This is a genomic window from Lactobacillus kefiranofaciens, from assembly GCF_900103655.1.
GTDB lineage: Bacteria > Bacillota > Bacilli > Lactobacillales > Lactobacillaceae > Lactobacillus > Lactobacillus kefiranofaciens.
The window spans coordinates 1-17,886 of sequence record NZ_FMXC01000031.1; the positions used below are offsets into that span (position 1 = coordinate 1).

General features: G+C 37.4%; 12 protein-coding genes, 1 tRNA gene, 6 pseudogenes and 1 other annotated feature. Of the genes and pseudogenes, 5 read left to right on the forward strand and 14 right to left on the reverse strand.

The annotated features are described in order from the left end of the window. Positions 1-218 (reverse strand): annotated as a pseudogene (locus BLP58_RS09250) (UPF0236 family protein); the annotation flags it as partial. A 168-nt stretch (positions 219-386) separates the two neighbouring features. Between BLP58_RS09250 and BLP58_RS09255 the strand changes: the two are divergent. Both BLP58_RS09255 and BLP58_RS09260 read left to right on the forward strand, forming a co-directional pair. After that, positions 387-587, forward strand: a pseudogene (locus tag BLP58_RS09255) (hypothetical protein). 104 nt (positions 588-691) lie between these two features. After that, positions 692-1,090, forward strand: coding sequence for an iron-sulfur cluster biosynthesis family protein (locus BLP58_RS09260; protein ID WP_013854640.1), 399 nt, complete (start codon positions 692-694; stop codon positions 1,088-1,090). A gap of 75 nt (positions 1,091-1,165) precedes the next feature. On the opposite strand, the gene BLP58_RS09265 is transcribed toward BLP58_RS09260, so the two are convergent. Both BLP58_RS09265 and BLP58_RS09270 read right to left on the reverse strand, forming a co-directional pair. Further along, entirely contained in the window at positions 1,166-1,747 is a 582-nt protein-coding gene (locus BLP58_RS09265) for an ATPase (RefSeq protein WP_013854641.1), read from the reverse strand. Next, positions 1,747-1,935, reverse strand: coding sequence for a hypothetical protein (locus tag BLP58_RS09270; protein WP_013854642.1), 189 nt, complete (start codon positions 1,933-1,935; stop codon positions 1,747-1,749). The genes BLP58_RS09265 and BLP58_RS09270 overlap by 1 nt, the downstream gene beginning before the upstream one ends. A gap of 207 nt (positions 1,936-2,142) precedes the next feature. Between BLP58_RS09270 and psiE the strand changes: the two genes are divergently transcribed. Beyond that, positions 2,143-2,550 carry a phosphate-starvation-inducible protein PsiE gene (psiE, locus tag BLP58_RS09275; RefSeq protein WP_013854643.1) on the forward strand — a complete coding sequence of 136 codons (408 nt, stop codon included), beginning with the start codon at positions 2,143-2,145 and terminating at the stop codon, positions 2,548-2,550. A 55-nt stretch (positions 2,551-2,605) separates the two neighbouring features. Here psiE and BLP58_RS09280 read toward each other — a convergent pair. Both BLP58_RS09280 and BLP58_RS09285 read right to left on the reverse strand, forming a co-directional pair. Continuing rightward, a pseudogene (locus tag BLP58_RS09280) lies at positions 2,606-3,811 on the reverse strand (metal-dependent hydrolase family protein). Positions 3,812-3,823: 12 nt separating this feature from the next. Continuing rightward, positions 3,824-5,449, reverse strand: coding sequence for a peptide ABC transporter substrate-binding protein (locus BLP58_RS09285; RefSeq protein WP_013854646.1), 1,626 nt, complete (start codon positions 5,447-5,449; stop codon positions 3,824-3,826). Positions 5,450-5,512: 63 nt separating this feature from the next. Then, positions 5,513-5,759 (reverse strand) — a binding site (T-box leader). A 223-nt stretch (positions 5,760-5,982) separates the two neighbouring features. Between BLP58_RS09285 and BLP58_RS09290 the strand changes: the two genes are divergently transcribed. Further along, positions 5,983-7,857 (forward strand): bifunctional metallophosphatase/5'-nucleotidase, encoded by a 1,875-nt coding sequence (locus tag BLP58_RS09290; RefSeq protein ID WP_013854647.1) that lies wholly within the window; start codon positions 5,983-5,985, stop codon positions 7,855-7,857. A gap of 72 nt (positions 7,858-7,929) precedes the next feature. Here BLP58_RS09290 and BLP58_RS09295 read toward each other — a convergent pair whose 3' ends face one another. The 8 genes and pseudogenes from BLP58_RS09295 to BLP58_RS09335 all read right to left on the reverse strand — a co-directional run bounded on the left by BLP58_RS09295 (position 7,930) and on the right by BLP58_RS09335 (position 16,804). Further along, the gene (locus tag BLP58_RS09295) at positions 7,930-9,159 is read right to left on the reverse strand and encodes an MFS transporter (RefSeq protein WP_013854648.1); all 1,230 of its coding nucleotides are present in this window, start codon (positions 9,157-9,159) and stop codon (positions 7,930-7,932) included. 183 nt (positions 9,160-9,342) lie between these two features. After that, positions 9,343-11,413: pseudogene (locus BLP58_RS09300) on the reverse strand (PTS sugar transporter subunit IIABC). A 40-nt stretch (positions 11,414-11,453) separates the two neighbouring features. After that, positions 11,454-11,600, reverse strand: a pseudogene (locus tag BLP58_RS09305) (N-acetylmannosamine-6-phosphate 2-epimerase); the annotation flags it as partial. Positions 11,601-11,617: 17 nt separating this feature from the next. Continuing rightward, positions 11,618-12,655: a MupG family TIM beta-alpha barrel fold protein gene (locus BLP58_RS09310; RefSeq protein WP_013854649.1), complete on the reverse strand. Its 1,038-nt coding sequence runs from the start codon at positions 12,653-12,655 to the stop codon at positions 11,618-11,620. Positions 12,656-12,713: 58 nt separating this feature from the next. Then, positions 12,714-13,613: an N-acetylmuramic acid 6-phosphate etherase gene (gene murQ, locus BLP58_RS09315; RefSeq protein WP_013854650.1), complete on the reverse strand. Its 900-nt coding sequence runs from the start codon at positions 13,611-13,613 to the stop codon at positions 12,714-12,716. A gap of 19 nt (positions 13,614-13,632) precedes the next feature. Next, a pseudogene (locus tag BLP58_RS09325) lies at positions 13,633-15,553 on the reverse strand (glucose PTS transporter subunit IIA). A gap of 223 nt (positions 15,554-15,776) precedes the next feature. Beyond that, positions 15,777-15,849, reverse strand: a tRNA-Thr gene (locus tag BLP58_RS09330). A gap of 118 nt (positions 15,850-15,967) precedes the next feature. After that, positions 15,968-16,804, reverse strand: coding sequence for an Rpn family recombination-promoting nuclease/putative transposase (locus tag BLP58_RS09335; RefSeq protein WP_013854651.1), 837 nt, complete (start codon positions 16,802-16,804; stop codon positions 15,968-15,970). A gap of 168 nt (positions 16,805-16,972) precedes the next feature. On the opposite strand from BLP58_RS09335, the gene BLP58_RS09340 reads away from it, so the two are divergent. Then, entirely contained in the window at positions 16,973-17,575 is a 603-nt protein-coding gene (locus tag BLP58_RS09340) for a GntR family transcriptional regulator (protein WP_013854652.1), read from the forward strand. 33 nt (positions 17,576-17,608) lie between these two features. Here the strand turns inward: BLP58_RS09340 and BLP58_RS09345 are convergent. After that, positions 17,609-17,886, reverse strand: a 278-nt coding sequence (locus BLP58_RS09345; RefSeq protein WP_074484267.1) for a transposase, incomplete at its 5' end; no start/stop codon positions are given.

The window sequence follows — 17,886 nt, forward strand, 5'->3', positions numbered from 1 at the left end:
TCACCAAAGGCAGTCACAACTGAGCGCTTATTTTTCTTTTCAATCTGATAGCCTTGCTTTTTAGTTTCTTCAACTAAGCCGGCATCAACTTCTTCTAGTGCTAATTTTATTAATTCTCTAATCAAACCAAAGAAGTAGCACATTAATGCCTTTTCACGAGCAATAACATTATTTTCAGACTTAATAATTTTCACGATATCAGTTATAATAGATTCCATAAAAGACCAGCTTCTAATGTGTTTTTTTCGTTAACATCAGACTACTGGTCTTTTTGTTTGAGCTCAAGTCCAGATTCAAAGGACTTGAGCTTTTTTAATTAATTATTCAGCTTACCGCAAAAAAATTATACACTTAGGATTACAATAGAGATAGAAGAAGTGATTATCATGTTTAATGAAAAAAATGCAATTTTAGCTAAAAATTTACATGTTGATTCCTTCAAGTACCAATCTACTGAGGATATGCCTAATGAAATTTACGAATCCTGGTAAGCAAAGCATTTGCAAGCTAAGATCTTTAACCTAGAATTTCGCAACATTGGGCAAAGCGGTGAATGGCAAGAAATGATCATTATTTGGGGTGACTAGAATATTTATCTTTTCTTGATCTAAATCAATTATTTTTTGCCATAAATTATCTATAATTTAGATAGTAAATGAAGGAAGTTAGATTAAGAAAGAAGATCTGAATAATGTTAAAAATTACTTTTACTGACCAGGCGTTGGACTACCTAAAGAGAAGGGAAATTGCCAATAAAGTTTTAATTTTAATTACTGATGACGGTGGCGGAAAATACTCCATCAAGGGTGGTGGCTGCAGCATCGGCTCACACTTTTCTATCATTTGGGTTGAGCAAAAAGATGCTGACTACCCAGTCCAACTTGAGAATGATCAAGGTTTGAAGATTTACACTTCTAAGTATGATATGGCTTTAATGGGGCCAAATATGGTGATGGATTATGCTGCTGGCAGCTTGAATCTTCGCTCAGATGAAGGAATTCTTGATGGCGGCGTTGATGTTGGCAATGGTGCTGCATTGATTAAAGCAAATAAGAATGTTGCAATGACCGGCGTTGAATGGCGTTGCTAGAATCTAGCTATAAAAAAGCAGCTTTTGCTCATTTGCAAAGGCTGCTTTTCTTACTGCATTAACAATCAATAATATTTACTTTTTCAAAGCAGGTTTAAACCAATCTGGGATATCGTTTGCTTTTTCTAATTCTACCGATCCATCTCTCCAATATATCCGTGAAAAAAATAATGAATTATCATACACTTTAACTTCGTCAAATTTATCTATTAATTCATATAAATTCTTCAACGAGTTAGGGTATCTGCTGTATATTAAATTTTCATCCACTCCATGGCCACCTTTTTTTACTCTTGCTTTAACTCTATCTAATGCAAGATAAACAGAAGAAAGTCCAACATAATATAAATGTACTTTAAAGCCATTATTTTTAGCTTTGGTAATAAGGTTAAAGAAATATTTGGATGAGCCACTTAAAGTTGTCTCTAAATTAAAACTCTGTTTATTTTGAAGACAATACTTTATTTCAGAAATTTCAATTCTCATAGCTTTGATATTTGAACCTTTTTTTCGCCATGACCAATTATTTCTTCGAGCAATTTCGTCAGCATTTATCCTTTTAGACTTACTCAAAGTATTATTTTCTATTAGTTCATTAGAATATAAAGTTGATTTGCCTGCACCATTTATTCCAGCAAAAATATAAAAATCAGACATTAGCGAATAAATTCCTTACTATTAATGATTTTTCTTTGCCTCTGTTGCAAAGCAAAGTTGTACAGTGCATTCCATCTTTCTTTATCTTCATCAGTTTTAGCCTCACGTACTTTACTATCAATATCAGTTAAACTTGTTCTTTCTAAGACTTTAACCGCCTCATCTGCTGTATATAATTTATTATTCATTGACGTTTTCCTTTCTTAAGCTACTAAAATTATTATATCAAGATACTATCAAAGAACTAAAAATTATCAATTGTAATTATTATGTTGATTATGTCTCATTTAGTATATTTTCAAAATTTTAGCATATCTTTTATATTTAAGTAAAAATATACTTTCAGCCAGTAGTCGATTATAATGATGACAGACTATTCAGAAAGCAGGATCAGTATGAAAGATTTCAATAAGTATGTCATCAAGTTTGCTCGTTTTTTACAATCATTATTAGTCATTGCCATCGGTTTATTAGGTGTTTTACTAATCATCCTTCTATTCCGCGATCTGATTCCGCTTTTCCAATTACTGCTTTCACCATCGATCAAAGAAAGTAACTCTGCTATCATGGATGAAATCATCGTCTTCTTCCTGTTCTTCGAATTCACCGCCATGATCATCTCTGCTTTGCGTCACCACGGCCATACTAGTATTAATTTCCTAATGGGTTTAGGCGTGACCGCATTAATTCGTAGCCTGATTACCGCTCACGGGGATGTCTGGGAAATCGTAGCTACTTCAGTATCGATTCTAATGTTAATCATTGCCATGGTGATTTTTAATAAACATATGAAAAATATGTAATTTAAGCTGAAAAAATAAGAGCTAAGTTCAATTGAATTTAGCTCTTATTTTCTATCTAAAATTTTCTCACCCCATGCTGGTACACTTGCTTATCTGCTTGCTCTACCGCGGCAACATCCCTAAGCGGATTATCTTTCAATACTAAAAAGTCCGCATACTTTCCTTCTTCTAAAGAACCATATTCATCATCAATCTGTAATAACTCTGCTGAACCTAACCCCGCTGCATGCAAAGCTTGATAATTACTTGCTCCTGCTCGAACAAGTTCAGTTAGTTCCTTAGCGGTACTTTCAAGAGGATTCATGAAGGTTCCCGCATCTGTACCCAAAGCCAGTTTTACTCCTGCCTTAATTGCCTTGCCTACATGTGCGTAGAATGCATCAACATGTTGACACATTTTTTGATATGAAAAATCAGTCATTTTTCCTTTACCGTAAACAGCAATTTGGTGACCAGCGATCAAAGTCGGTGACAAGAATGTTCCTTGCTGCTTCATTAATTCAATGTCGTCATCACTCACGTAAAAGCCATGTTCAACAGAATCAACACCAGCTACTACCGCATAGTGGATGCCCAGCCGACCTTCCGCATGTGCACACACCGTCATATGCTTGGAATGAGCTTCTGCTACCGCCATTTTCATTTCTTCCAATGATAATTCGGTATCATCAATTTGATCGCCTTGCGACATGATCCCACCGGTCGCCATTAATTTAATATTTTCTGCACCTTTTTTGAACTGTTCACGAACTGCCTTGCGAACATCATCAGGTTAATTAACCAAATGAGAAGCATTCAATTCATGATTTTCACCTAAAGGCTGATCAGCATGACCACCCAAGATAGAAATTGGCATCCCCGCTGGTCTCATTCCTGGTCCTTCAAAAGGATAATCATTTCGCATATTTTTCAGCTTTACATCTACATCAAAAGGAACGCCGCAACTTCTAATGTAAGTTACCCCACCTTTTAAACCGTTTTTCAAGTCCTTCAGTGCCTTATAAGTAACCAAAGTTTCGGTCTCTGGATAATGATCTTTGGCTGCATTTACCAATCCCACGTGAGTATGGGCATTGATCAAGCCTGACATGACATATTGTCCGTCTAAATCTACCTGTTGCTCAACCGCCACATTTAACTTTCCTGTACCCTTGGCAGTCAATTTTCCGGTCTCATTATCAACTACAAACCAAGCATTATTTAATAATTGTTCCCGATCACCAACAAATAAATTACAATTTACAAAAGCTGTCTTAGTCATTCTTATTTTCTCCTACTTTGTAACAAAGGTATTTCTAAAATCAAAACTGCCGTTGAAGACTAAACCATGAACATTTCTTCTAACCATCCAGGCTTGACCATCATGATAAAGTGGGGTCAATGGTTGTTGATCGTCTAAAACTTGTTCTGCCTTTACCAAATCGGTTAAACGCTTTTTCACGTTCATTTCTTCACTTGAAAGAGTTAGATATTGATCATATTGTTTGTTAGACCATTTACCAAAGTTGTAATTTTCCCCACTCATCATTACGCTTAACATTGCGTAAGGATCGTTATAACCAGTTGTTAAGCCAGTAAAGTCAACGTCATATTTGCCGTTAAGCATGTTGCTTACTCTAGTAGTCTTAGGCATTGATTGAACATGAACTTCTACTTTTTTACCAAAAGTACTTTCAAGTTGACTTTGGACATATTCCATTACTTTCTTAGAAAGATCATCGTCATCCCCACCTAAAGTAAATTCAACCTTAGATTTGCCTAATTCCTTTAAGGCTTTATCAAATAAAGCTTGACCTGCTTTTTTATTAAATTCTGTATACTTGCTCGTAGCATTTTGCTCAGCAAAATATTTATTGAAGTTCATGCCATTAACTGTTTCTTGTGGAGCAGTAAAAGTGGTAGCTACAGTATTGGCTCCACCTACAGTTGAAGCGAGCTCTTTACGATTCAAGACCATTGAAAAAGCTCTTCTCAAGTTAACATTGGCCATATCTTTATTTTGGGAAACATTGTAAGTTAAATACTCTGTTCGATCGGATCTAAATACCCGGTAACCAGTTTGATGTTTCAATTGTTTAGAAGCCTGAGTATCAAGAAAGGCCCCGTCTAATTTTCCTGATTGATAAAGGGTATAATCTGTGGCTGGCGTTTTGACTACGGTGTAATTAACGGTATTTAATTTAACGTTTTTCTTATTCCAGTAATAATTGTTTTTCTTTAATTTCCAGCTTAAGTTTGAACCTGTCCAACCAGTACTTACAAATGGCCCGTTATAAACCATGTACTTCGATGCAGTACCATATTTTTTACCGTATTTCTTAACTGCTTTTTCACTTACCGGATTCCAGCTCGAAGCGGTTAAAGTTTTAAAATACGGCACTGGATGAGTTAAATGAACTACTAAAGTATGTTTATCCTTGGCCTCAACGCCCAAAGAAGTTGGAGATTTTTTACCAGCTACTACTTCTGGAGCGTTCTTAACTGCTTGATAATTATTTTGTTGCTGAGATTGGGTCTTAGGATCCATTACTCGTCTTAATGAATAGACAAAATCATTAGCTGTCACCGGTTCACCATTACTCCACTTGGCATCTTTTCTTAATTTAAAAGTCCAAGTCAGCCCATCTTTGCTTACCGTAGAAACGGTCGCCACACCAGGTTCAACTTTGCCATTATTGTCAACATGATTTAATCCTTCAAATACATTAGTTGCTTGTTCACTACTAGAAGTATCAACCATTTTATTTTGGTCAAGTGTCTGTACTTCTGAAGTAGTCATCCAAGTTAAAGATTTTTCATAATCTCGAGAATCAGCTTTACTATTCGAACAAGCTGCTAACATAGTTGCAGCGCTTGTTGTTACTAATCCACCTGCTAAAGCTTTTAACCATTTTTTCATAATACTCCTCCATTTTTCCTTAGCTCGGATAAACAAAAAACGCCCTACTAGATCTACTTGATCTAATAGGGCGTCTATGCGCGGTACCACCTATTCTTCATCAATAACAAAGTTACTGACCTCATGCAGGTGCGGCCAATCAAAAATGATCGGCGATACGTCGCCGCTATAAAGGGCGGACCCTGAAAATACTAGTATCGTACTTCCTGCTCAAAGGTGATTTTCAAATAAAGCTTAACTATCTTCTTGCACCAACCGAAGACTCTCTGAAAATCGTGCTCTATTTTACTTTCCTTATCAAAGCTAAAATGATTTTTTTGTTGAAAATAATATTAACAGATTCTAATTTGATGTCAACATATTTTTTAATTTATTTTAATATCTGCATGATCCGCAAAAGTACTCACTTTTACGGATTTTCTTTTATCTTGATCCTCTGATTATCCGTATTTTGTCAGAACAATATTTTATATTTACTTATTATTCATTCGGATTATAATTAAATCATCCAGTTTTTAAAAAAGGAGATAAAAATGGATTTTCATTCACATCGTCTACTCAAATCATTAGCTGTCCTGCTTGCTTTATTAAGCATTTCAGCATTTTCATCCAACGTTTCGGCTAAAGACTCGGGCAATAATATTGAGATTAAAACTAATCTCGATTCTGCCACTGAACCCGAGCAATCTGGTTGGAGCAGCAGTAAAAAGTATCGCCATGATATTCCGATTCAATTTTTAGGAATCAACGATTTGCACGGCGGTCTAGAAAGAACGGGCAATGCTTGGTTTGGCGCTACTAAATATCCTAATGCCGGCAGTGCTGTTCGCCTAGCTTCTTATCTTGATAATGCTCAATCATCCTTCCAGCGTGAAAACAAACATGGTCATACCTTCCGAGTCGAAGCTGGCGATATGGTTGGTGCTTCACCTTCAAATTCTGCCTTACTTCAAGATGAACCCACTATGCAGGCTCTCAAAGCCATGAACTTCAAGATTGGTACTTTGGGTAACCATGAATTCGATGAAGGTCTAGGTGAATTTCACCGCATCTTGGTGGGCGGCAAGCCGACTAAACATTATAATGCCGCCGAGATGGCCTATCCACACCGCAGCTCTGGTTTACAAATCGTAATTTCTAACGTAGTAAACCGTAAAACAAATAAAACACCGTACAATTTCAAGCCGTATTTAATCAAAACTGTCAAAGCTGCCAATGGCAAAAAAGTAAAGGTTGGCTTCATTGGTATCTTAACGACTACCATGCCGACTTTGACCACCTATAAAAATTATCATCCCTACAAATTTATCGATGAAGCGCAAGCAATCGCAAAATATGATCGGCTACTTCGCAAAAAAGGCGTCAAAGCCATTGTTGTTTTAGCTCATACCGGTGTCGCTACACAGACTGACGCACAAACTAAACAAACTTCCACCTCAGGTCCAGTAGTAGATATCTTGCAAAAACTATATCGCATCGATCCTAAAAATTCTGTTGACCTTTACTTTGCCGGCCATTCACATCAATATGCTAACGCTACCATAGGACATACTCATTTAGTACAAGCAATTTACTCAGGCGAAGCATACGACGATATTATTGGCTACCTTAACCCTAAAACTCATGATTTTGCTGCTAAGAGTTTAGTAGCTCACATATTCCCAGTATTGTCAGCCAAGCAAGATCCCACTGTAAAAGATAATGCCAAGGTGACGGCAATTGTTAAAGATGCAGACCAGCGCACCGCTCCAATTGTTAACCAAAAAATTGGCGAGGCAGCGATTGCTAAAAATCTAACCGGCCGTGACAAAAATAATCAGTATTTTGAAAATGAAACCGGTGATCTAGTCTGTGATGCTCAACTTGCCGGCGCTCGTGAAGCAACTGCTAAGCAAAACTTACATGTTGATTTTGCGATGACCAATGGTGGCGGTGTCAGAGCTGGTCTTGCAGTAAAGCCAGACAAATCAATTACTTGGGGCGCCGCTCAAGATGTACAGCCATTTGGCAATATTTTGGATGTCGTTTCGATGACCGGTCAACAAATTTACGATGTGCTTAACCAACAATACAAGAACTTTGGAAACGGTCATAAGACTTATCTGTTAACGGCTGGCTTAAAGTATGATTTCACCAAAAATGACGATCAGACGCAACCATTCAAGGTAACCAAGGTATATGGCAATGATGGCAAGCCAATTGATTTGCATAAAACTTATCATGTCGTGATCAACGAGTTTCTCAAAGGTGGCGGTGACTATTTCAATCAATTTAAGACTGCCAAACAAGTTGCGACTGCTGGTGTAGATACCGATGTATTCGTGAAATACATTAAGGATCAAACCAAAGCCGGTAAGCCAATTACGGCTCCTAAATTAGACCGCAAACATTTTGTCGCTGGTAAATAATTCAATTAATTAAAAAAATAAGAGTTAGGTCTCACTTCAAAATAGAGCCTAACTCTTATTTTTATTTTTCAATTAATGCTTAACCGTCAATCTCTTTAACCCAGGCAGGCTGATCATTACTACAAAACTGATAATGTAAAGAGCTGATAGGAAACCCATGACTACCGTCAAACTATAGTGATCCATCAAGATGCCAATTACCACTGATGAGAAACCACCGATTGCTCGACCTACATTGACAATGATATTATTAGCCGATGACCGAATTTCCGTAGGATACAATCTACTAATCACGGCACCGTAGCCACCAAACATCCCATTTGAGAAGAAGCCCATGACAGCACCAATTACCAGCAAGCTCGCCATGTTTTGTGCCAAAGCTAACACATAAACCATCACGGCTGAGCCAATCAAGAAAATTGCAAAGGCACGCCGTGGGCCAAAGTAATCAAAGATTGAACCGAAGGTCATCATTCCAACGCTCATCCCAATAATAGTGGCAATCATCCACAGACTTGAGCTAGATACATTTAAATTCAATTGCTTTTGTACAATCGTTGGTAACCAGTTCATTAAACCAAAGTAACCGGCAATTTGAACGGTCATCATTACCATTAAGCCTAGACTTTGCAGGGCTAAGCGCGGTGTACTGAACATCTTCTTCACTACATCAGTTAATAAAGAACCTTTTTCATTATTTTTGGCTGCTAAAAATTGATCACTTTCATGCAAATGCTTTCTAATAAATACAGTCAAAACTACAGGCACAATTCCGACTAGGAACAACATATGCCAACCTAAATGGGGAATAATCCAAGCTGCTACTAAGGCGGCAATAATTGCACCAATTTGTCCACCAACTGCTGCGATTGAAGTCATTTTACCAATCTGATGACTCTTAAAGTTTTCCGCAATTAAAGCAATACCGACTCCATATTCACCACCAGCACCAATACCAGCAAGAAAACGGAGGGCATAAATCTCATAGATATTGTTTGCAAAAGCCATCAAAGCAGTGGCAATAGCAAAGATCAAAACCGTGTGTGAAAAAGTTTTAACCCGGCCAATCTTGTCACCCAAGATACCAAAGCAAATCCCGCCAAACAGCATCCCCAAGTTAGTGATTGAGGAAATCAATCCTGCTGCGCCACCTGACAAGTGTAAGTCGGCAATCATCGAACTCATTGCAAACGATAAAAAAAGCACATCCATGTTCTCTAGTGCGAATCCAGATGAAGTAGATGCAATAACCCACTTCTGGTTTTTACTTAGTCCATGACTGTGCGTATCAATTATATCCATTTTTAGCCTCCAAAACGAACGCTCTCTGTCGTTCAATTATTTCTTCGACTCCCCATTCTACTAGTTTTATATTTTTTAACAAGGGGGAATTGGGTTAGATGAATATTTTTAGCTTTAACAAAATAAGAGCTAAGCTCATTAACTTAGCTCCTATTTCATTATTGAAGAGGAAATTATTTTTTATTATTTTGTAGTTATTTCAAACACATTATGATGTACTTCTACCTGATCACCTGACTTAACCAAGTTTTTGGCATTAGCAACATAATCACTAGTATTAGTAATCAAGGTTAAAACTACAGGATCTTTACCCGCATCTTTAATTTGCTCCACGTCAGCTGTTGCAAGCAAGGTATCCGGCGTAACTTGATCGTCTTCCTTAACATGCATGGTAAATGGCTTACCTTCAAGTTCAACGGTATCTAAACCAAGATGGAGCAAAACTTCTAATCCTTCTGCTGTCTTAATCCCGATAGCATGTTTAGTCTTAAAAATTGATTCAACCGTACCGGTAACTGGGCTATAGACATTGCCGTCCTCAGGCTCAACACCGAAGCCTTCGCCCATCATCTTCTTAGAAAAGACTTCATCTGCAACTTTAGTTAAATCAATAAATTTACCATTTACTGGAGCTGCAAAGTCTAAGGTAGCAATTTGATGCTCCTGTTTCTGCTCTGTTTTGTTTTCTACTTTTGCTGGAGTTGTAGTTCTTTTAGGCATCGTATCCGGATGAGCTAAAATATCGTTAATTTCTTGACTATAGATATCTGCTTTACCACCCAAAATAGCCTGAATACCGCCACCGACCTTCAATACGCCAGGGGCACCTAATTTCTTAAAGACACCTTCATTAACAATGTTATTGTCTTTTAGAGAAACACGTAATCTAGTAGCACAAGCTGAAACAGTTTGAATATTGCTTACGCCACCCAATGCGGTAATAATATCCATTGATTCATCGTAAAGCTTATCACCCGTCTTAGGACCATTATTCATAATTGCGTCAGCACTACTGTCGTCTGTATCTTGCATCCCTGGAATATTGACATGTGCTTTCTTAATACAGAAAGTAAAGACGAAGAAGTATAAGAAGAACCAAATTACACCCATAATTAAGACATTAGGCCAATTTGTTTTATCTCTTCCTTGCAATACACCAAATAGTAAGTAGTCAATCAAACCACCTGAGAAGGAGTTACCAATTCTGATATTCATAATATCAGCAACGTAGAATGAACAACCATCTAAGAATGCGTGAATGACATAAAGCCAAGGAGCAACGAATAAAAAAGTATATTCAATTGGTTCAGTAATACCAGTTAAGAATGAAGTCAAACCACCTGAAAGGTATAAACCACCATCCTTCTTACGATTTCTCTTTGGAAGACAAAGGTACATAGCTAAAGCAGCACCAGGCAAACCAAACATCATCGTAGCAAAACGTCCGGCAAAGAAACGTGTACCATAAGTAAACAAACCATGATGATTTGGATCAGCTAATTTGAGCAAAGAAAATGTTTTGTGCACCAACTACAGTTTTACCAGCAACATCAGCGGTACCACCAAGAGCAGTGTACCAGAACATTGGATAAATGGTATGGTGCAAACCAACAGCACCGGTTAATCTCAATAAGAATCCATATAAGAAACTACCAAAGCTCCCCATCTTAGCAATTGCGTAACCAGCACTAGTTAACCAGCTTTGGATTGGAGGCCAGATAATGAAGAAAATCGCACCAATCACAATCGTAGCTAAGGATGAAATAATCGGCACAAATCTTGAACCACCAAAGAATCCTAAGAATTGTGGCAATTGTGTTTTACGATAATGGTTATGCAAGTAAGCTACAACCGAACCAATCACAATTGCTCCTAAAACACCAGTATCGATATTATTCTTTGGTGAAAAGATCTGCAATAAACCAGAAATAGTTGCGGTATAAACCAGATAAGCAACACCACCGGCTAAGCCAGCTGTCCCTTTATCACCTTTAGCTAAGCCAACGGCCAAACCAATTGAGAAGATCAATGCTAAGTTAGTAAATACAGCATTACCAGCGAAGTTCATTACCTTCAAGATAGTTTGCAGCCACATTTGATTGAGCCATGGATAAGCATGAACTGCAGCATCGTTAGTTAATGCACCACCAAGCCCTAGTAGCAACCCAGCCACTGGCAGGATGGCAATCGGTAACATAAAAGCCTGACCTAATTGGGAGAAAGACTGCCCAATTTTTGAAAATCGTTTTGACATAATACTCACACTTTCTTATATCTAATTTGGTATTAGATAGCTAGTTAAAAACTGAGGTAAATGTTTTAGCAATTTGCAATGGTCTTGTAATTGTTCCACCAACTACAATACCGGCAGGATTGATATCAATTACCTGTTTTAATTGTTCTGGGGTATGAATCTTTCCTTCTGCAATGACTGGTAAGCCATCAGATCACCCTCTAACTACATCATCTTTCTTAAAATAATTTTAGTATCTGCATCTATATAATTTAACAGATCGACAAACTCTGGGGCAATAAAACCGATCACATTGCTTCTAGCTTCAAAAGGCAAATCTACTTTAGTTAAACTTAATTCACCACTATAACGCTGGGCTAATTTATTTTGCATCACAATCGTTCCTTTCTTGCGGGTCAATGTATGATCGATAGCAGTATCTGGCACACGTTTATGATTCAATCTGATAATCTTTTCAGGAATATCCTTTCTAACTTCAATTACCTGATCATAAAGATCTTGATAAGCTGGCAATAAATGACATTCCAGATTCATCGTCTTATCTTTTTGATAATCAACGATGTATTTAAGCTGCTTGATAGAAGCTTCGCTATCGCCAATAAAGACATCATCAACGTTCGCTTCATGGATTAATTCCACAGCCGCAACGTATGGCAATAACCCCCGATGTTGTTCAACGGTTGGCAAGCCTTCATATAATGGAAAACGTTTGAGCACATCCCCTGGAACAAAGGCCTGTGTCTTCAAACCTAAATCTTTAAACAACCAATTCTTGCGCTTAAAGGCATCCCAACCCATACCAGTATCAGTATGTGGATAGAAATTATAGGTCAAAACAATTTGATTAATATCTACCCCAGCTTCTCTAGCTTCATCCAAATATTTTGGCGTCACTACACTAGCATTAAGTAAAATTGTAAAATCTTGTTGTAATTTTTTAACTAAATCAAAATCATCAAAACCATCATCTAGTCTTAAAGCAGTGAATCCTTCCTCCTTTAACGCTTGGAAGTCACCTTCCTTTATTCCTATCATTTGCCAAGTAACTGGCGAAATGTCAGGAATTAATTCTAGACCCAAGGTTTGACATTGATTAACTAATTTAGGTAATTTTTGCTTAAACTGTGAGTGATCCTCTTCTGGAATCTGTAAGGAAGTGAAAACATATTTAGCTCCGGCTTTGGCAGCATTAGTTAAATAATCTTCATTTAGATCTCTAAAATAAACTGAAATTCCTAGCATAGCTTTCCCTCTTTCAAATAATAAAAGCCATTCACTATGAATGGCCTTTATGTTTTATCTATTCAAATTCTTTCAATACATCACTTACATTGTTTTGATGTTTCTTTAGCAAATCGCTAGCTTGATCTCTATTTAAATTAGCCTTAGCCATCACGATTGCTAAACCAACATTTTTATCTGCTTTTTCCAAAACAGCTTTTGCTTGTTCTGGTGAAACATCAGTAACCGTACTAATAATTCTAATCGCTCTCGCAACTAGCTTTTCATTAGTAGGCAAAACATCAATCATCACGTTTTGATAAACTTTCCCTTGCCTAATCATGATTCCAGTAGAGATAGTATTCAAAATCATCTTCTGAGCCGTACCAGCCTTCATTCGCGTTGAACCAGTAATTACTTCTGGACCAGTTACAGCTTCAATTGCAACTTCAGCATGTTGGCCAATCAAGCTATTCTTAACGCAAGCAATTGCGATGGTGGCAGCACCAACTTTTTTAGCATAGTCAAGCCCGCCGATTACATACGGGGTACGTCCACTAGCTGCTAGACCTAAAACAGTATCTTTTTCAGTTAAATTCAAGTTTTTTAAATCTTTAGCAGCTAATTCAGGATCATCTTCTGCTCCTTCAACGGCTAAATACATTGCGCCTTTACCGCCGGCAATTAAACCAACAGCTCTTTCTGGCTTGATTCCATAGGTTGGTACTAGTTCTACCGCATCTAAGACGCCGAGGCGACCACTCGTACCAGCACCAATATAAATTAATCTTCCGCCATCATGATAGCGCTTGGAACCAATATCAATTGCTCTCGCAATCGCTTCATTCTGGGATTCGACCGCAGCGGCAATTCTTTCGTTTTCCTCATTAATGGTCTTCACCATCTCAAGAGTGGACATCGTATCAATGTGCATCGAATTGTGATTGCGCTGTTCTGTCGTCAGATTTTCCAATGACATTTATATCATTCTTTCCAATTTACTTAGTTATTGCCTTAAATACGACCTGTCCAGCTTCAACTGCCGTATCATCGCTCTTAGATACATGATCAACCCGATCCATATTAGCAATAATCGTCAAAACTACTGGATCTTTGCCAGCTTTTTTAATAGCGTCAAGATCCATTGTGCCAATTACTGAACCAGCTTTTACTTCATCGCCTGGTTTAACGTTAATGGTAAATGGAGCACCTTTTAATTCAACAGTATCAAGACCAAGGTGCATTAAGATATCTAAATGACCTTTTTTAGTTTTCAAAGTAAGGGCATGTTTAGTATCCATTACTGATTCGACTTTAGCATTAACTGGAGCAACAATCTTGCCATCAATTGGTTCAATTGCAAAACCGTCACCTAACATCTTTTGCGAAAAAACATCATCCTTAACTTCTTCAATCTTTTGTAAATTACCTGATACAGGAGCAGCAAAATCAACTTCAATATTTTCACTAGGCATCTTCAACTTCGCCGTGAACAGCAGTCTTAGGAACACCCCAGAAGTAGGTAGCAATGAAACCACCAGCATAGGCGGAAAGCAAACCGATAACATAAGCCCACCACATGTTGTTAGCAATTAATGGGATCAAAGCAATACCAGAAGGACCGATCGCAATGGCACCAACATGGCCAAAGGAAGCAACTACGGCACCACCGATACCACCACCAACACAGGCAGTGATGAATGGACGACCTAATGGAAGAGTAACACCATAAATTAATGGCTCACCAACACCTAAGATACCTACAGGTAAGGCACCTTTAATCAATCTAACTAACTTTTTATTCTTACGACATTTTACCCAAAGGGCAATTGCGGCACCAACTTGACCAGCACCGGCCATGGCTAAGATTGGTAGTAATGGAGTGTAACCCATCTTTTGGATCATTTCCAAGTGAATTGGCGTAAGGATTTGGTGTAAACCAAGCATAACCATTGGTAGGAAGAATAGACCGAGAATGAAACCAGCAACCGGTCCACCAACGTTTAACACCCAGTTGATTCCACCAACTAATGAGTTAGAAATCCAACCAGCGATTGGCATAACTACAAAGACAGTGAACAGACCCATAATTAAAATGGTTAAGAATGGGGTAAAGATAATGTCCACTGAATCGGCAATATGTTCATGGAACCACTTTTCTACATATGATAGAACCCAGACAGCCAGCAAGACACCGATAATACCACCTTGTCCAGCAGCTAATGGCTTACCATCCAAGAAGTTAGGAATGGTTACTGGTGCAACGACACCTGGTAGTAAAACAACACCACCGATGATCCCACCTAAAGCTGGCGTAGCACCGAACTCTTTAGCAGTGTTAGTACCAACATAGATATTCAGGTAGGCAAATAAAGCACTGGCAATCATGCTTAAAATAGTAACGCCTAAGTTCCAGTTAGCTGGAAGCATTTTAGCCGTTAACATGTTTCTTAAAATACCAGCAACACCAGAAATTAAACCGGCACCAATGAATGCTGGAATAAGTGGAATGAAGATTGCTGAAATGTGACCTAAAGCTTTACGCCACCATGTTTGCTTCAATTGTGCTTTATGTTGAGCATGAACTTCAGCAGCTTTTGCTTGGACTTCAGATTTTTCTGCTTGATAGTTGCTTACATTAGTTGGAAATTCTTCATTTTCTTTAACTCCAACTTGGCTGACCATGCTTTGGGCTACCTTAGCATTTACACCTGAACCTAAAACGATTTCTAAAGTATCGGCACTAACTACGCCTAATACTCCATCAATTGCCTTTAAGCCAGCAATGTCGACCTTAGAATCATCACGAATCTTAATTCGTAAACGGGTCATACAGTGATACAACGATTCAACATTATTAGGTCCACCGATATTAGCGTAAATATCCTGACCTAATCTAGAATACTTATCATTCATCATTATTCCCCCTCAATGCTTTGAATAATGCGAAGCTTATAATTGTGTAAGCTCTTACATCTCTTATAGTATACTGTTTGAATTTAAAATTCAATATCTATCTAAAATAAGTGATTTTTACTATTTTATGAATTTTTATATCATTTTTGAATAAAGAAAAGACCTGCATGAATACTCAATCTTTACAATTGGGCTTCATTACAGGTCTTTTTAGTAAATACTCTGATGCCGAATGGCAGAATCGAACTGCCGACCTCTTCTTTACGAGGGAAGCGCTCTACCAACTGAGCTAATTCGGCAACGTTTATAACACTTGAATTATACCAAAACTCAGAATCACATGCAATCAGAATGGAAAAATGATGAATCAAAAAATAGCAACGATCTAAAAAGAATGTTGCTACTCATTTGTACAAATTATGCTTGTTTCATGAAATCTTTTAGTTCTTTTTTAGTGAATTGATCACCATAATCTTGTTCTAAACGCTTTAAAATTTGAGCATTAGTAGCCCCAAAATCTCTTAATGCTGCAATTAATTTTTGGATTCCTTGCCTAATTCCCTCTTCTTTTCCGTCCTGCTCACGTTCAAGCAACTTTGTTTCATAGTCCATAATTTCATCCCTCCGCTTTGGATCATTGTTAATGTCCACAATTTTCTTTTGAATCTTGTCAAAAATTCTATTCAAATGAACCTGTTTATTATTTGCTAAATTAACTAGGGCTGCTAATTCAGGCCCAATGCCATCCTGTTTCCCTTTTGTGTTAATTATAATTTTTTTGATCCCATCGTTCAATTGATCAGACTTATCAACTTTTTCAAAGCTTTCATACTCATAGCGAACTTTCCCTTTCTTTTGTGGATCAAAAGTACATATGAAGATGATCGTTACTTTTCTTAGATCTCGATAGGTCTTACCAACCGGTAAAGTATATCTTTGATCAATCTTAGATGCATAATATCGCATGCGCCAACCAAGATCGCCCTTATCACTTGTCTGCACTTCTAAATCATACAAGTTATGCTTTTCATCTTCGACAAGTACATCCAGCCTGACATCCTTTTGCTTACGATGTCCAGGGTCTTTTACTTCCCGTTGCTTGTTTGGCGGATAAATATGCTTTATCTTCGCCTCTGGAGCAATGATTCGTAAAATATATTTACAAATTTCCGGATCAGACATAATTTCACCGAAAATTTGATCTTCCGTAAACCCATACCAAGGTTGCTTATTAGGTGTAATATTCCAATTCACACCAACTTTCTTTATAGTAGGGCATTAATTGCCCTCTACTATTTATTACGCAAAAAAAGGCAATTATTTTTTTACAAAATCATTTTTATCAAATCCAATTTTTCATATCTTTACTGTTATTACGTTATAATTAAATAAAACATAATTTTTAATAGGGTGTAAAAGATAATGCAAAATAATCTAACAGCCCAGGCTTATAGTATTTTGCTGAAAAAGATTATCACAGCTGAATTAAAGCCTGGCGAAAAAATATCTGAAAAACAAGTAGAGCAAGATTTAGGAATTGGAAGAACGCCAGTAAGAGAGGCTCTTCTTCACTTAAGACAAGAACATTTAATTTACGTAGTTCCGCAATCGGGAACTTATATTGCCCAAATTGATTTAGCTAGTGTTATCAATGCACGCTTTGTCAGAATCAGTGTTGAACAACAGATTATGCAAGAAGCTGCTCAGCATCCGCTAACCGAATTACAAAGAGCTCAGTTAAAAGACATTATTCAGCAGCAAAAATTATACTGCAGTGAAAAAGACTTCCATCAATTCTTTAAGTACGATGATCTCTTTCACCAGCTTTTTTATGAAATTACTGGTCACGATATTGTCTGGAACTGGTTAAAAGAAATCAACATTCAATTCGACCGTTTTCGTTTCTTAAGTTTGAATTTGGGTAATGCTTCTTGGAACAATTTGATTCAAGATCACCAAACACTTTTAGACACGGTACTTGCAGGTAAAAGTGATGAGAAACTGTCAAATCTTTTGTGTAAATAGATCTTTCTCATAGATTGATTTTTTATTCTTTATTTAATCAAAGTAAGATTCTAAGGTGTCCTGAACCTGACCAAAGCCTTTGTGAATTCGGTTGAAGTAGCGGTCATTGTAACTCATTGCTTGAATGCCAATAAAAGTATCAAGCGACTGTTCAGTCGGAAACTCTGCTTTAGGCTTAGCCTTGCGCTTAATGACGTTGTTAAAAGATTCAATCATGTTGGTAGAGTAAATTGAAGCTCTGATCTGCTTAGGATAATTATAGAAGACCAGCAGGTCCGGCTCGATGTCTTTCAGGTTTCTTATGACATGAT

Excerpts from the sequence above, each read along its gene's own strand:
- BLP58_RS09290 (WP_013854647.1), top strand. The coding sequence starts at position 5,983 with ATGGATTTTCATTCACATCGTCTACTCAAATCATTAGCTGTCCTGCTT.
- BLP58_RS09340 (WP_013854652.1), top strand. The coding sequence starts at position 16,973 with ATGCAAAATAATCTAACAGCCCAGGCTTATAGTATTTTGCTGAAAAAG.
- BLP58_RS09310 (WP_013854649.1), bottom strand. The coding sequence starts at position 12,655 with ATGCTAGGAATTTCAGTTTATTTTAGAGATCTAAATGAAGATTATTTA.
- BLP58_RS09285 (WP_013854646.1), bottom strand. The coding sequence starts at position 5,449 with ATGAAAAAATGGTTAAAAGCTTTAGCAGGTGGATTAGTAACAACAAGC.
- BLP58_RS09295 (WP_013854648.1), bottom strand. The coding sequence starts at position 9,159 with ATGGATATAATTGATACGCACAGTCATGGACTAAGTAAAAACCAGAAG.
- BLP58_RS09260 (WP_013854640.1), top strand. The coding sequence starts at position 692 with ATGTTAAAAATTACTTTTACTGACCAGGCGTTGGACTACCTAAAGAGA.
- BLP58_RS09265 (WP_013854641.1), bottom strand. The coding sequence starts at position 1,747 with ATGTCTGATTTTTATATTTTTGCTGGAATAAATGGTGCAGGCAAATCA.
- BLP58_RS09270 (WP_013854642.1), bottom strand. The coding sequence starts at position 1,935 with ATGAATAATAAATTATATACAGCAGATGAGGCGGTTAAAGTCTTAGAA.
- psiE (WP_013854643.1), top strand. The coding sequence starts at position 2,143 with ATGAAAGATTTCAATAAGTATGTCATCAAGTTTGCTCGTTTTTTACAA.
- murQ (WP_013854650.1), bottom strand. The coding sequence starts at position 13,613 with ATGTCATTGGAAAATCTGACGACAGAACAGCGCAATCACAATTCGATG.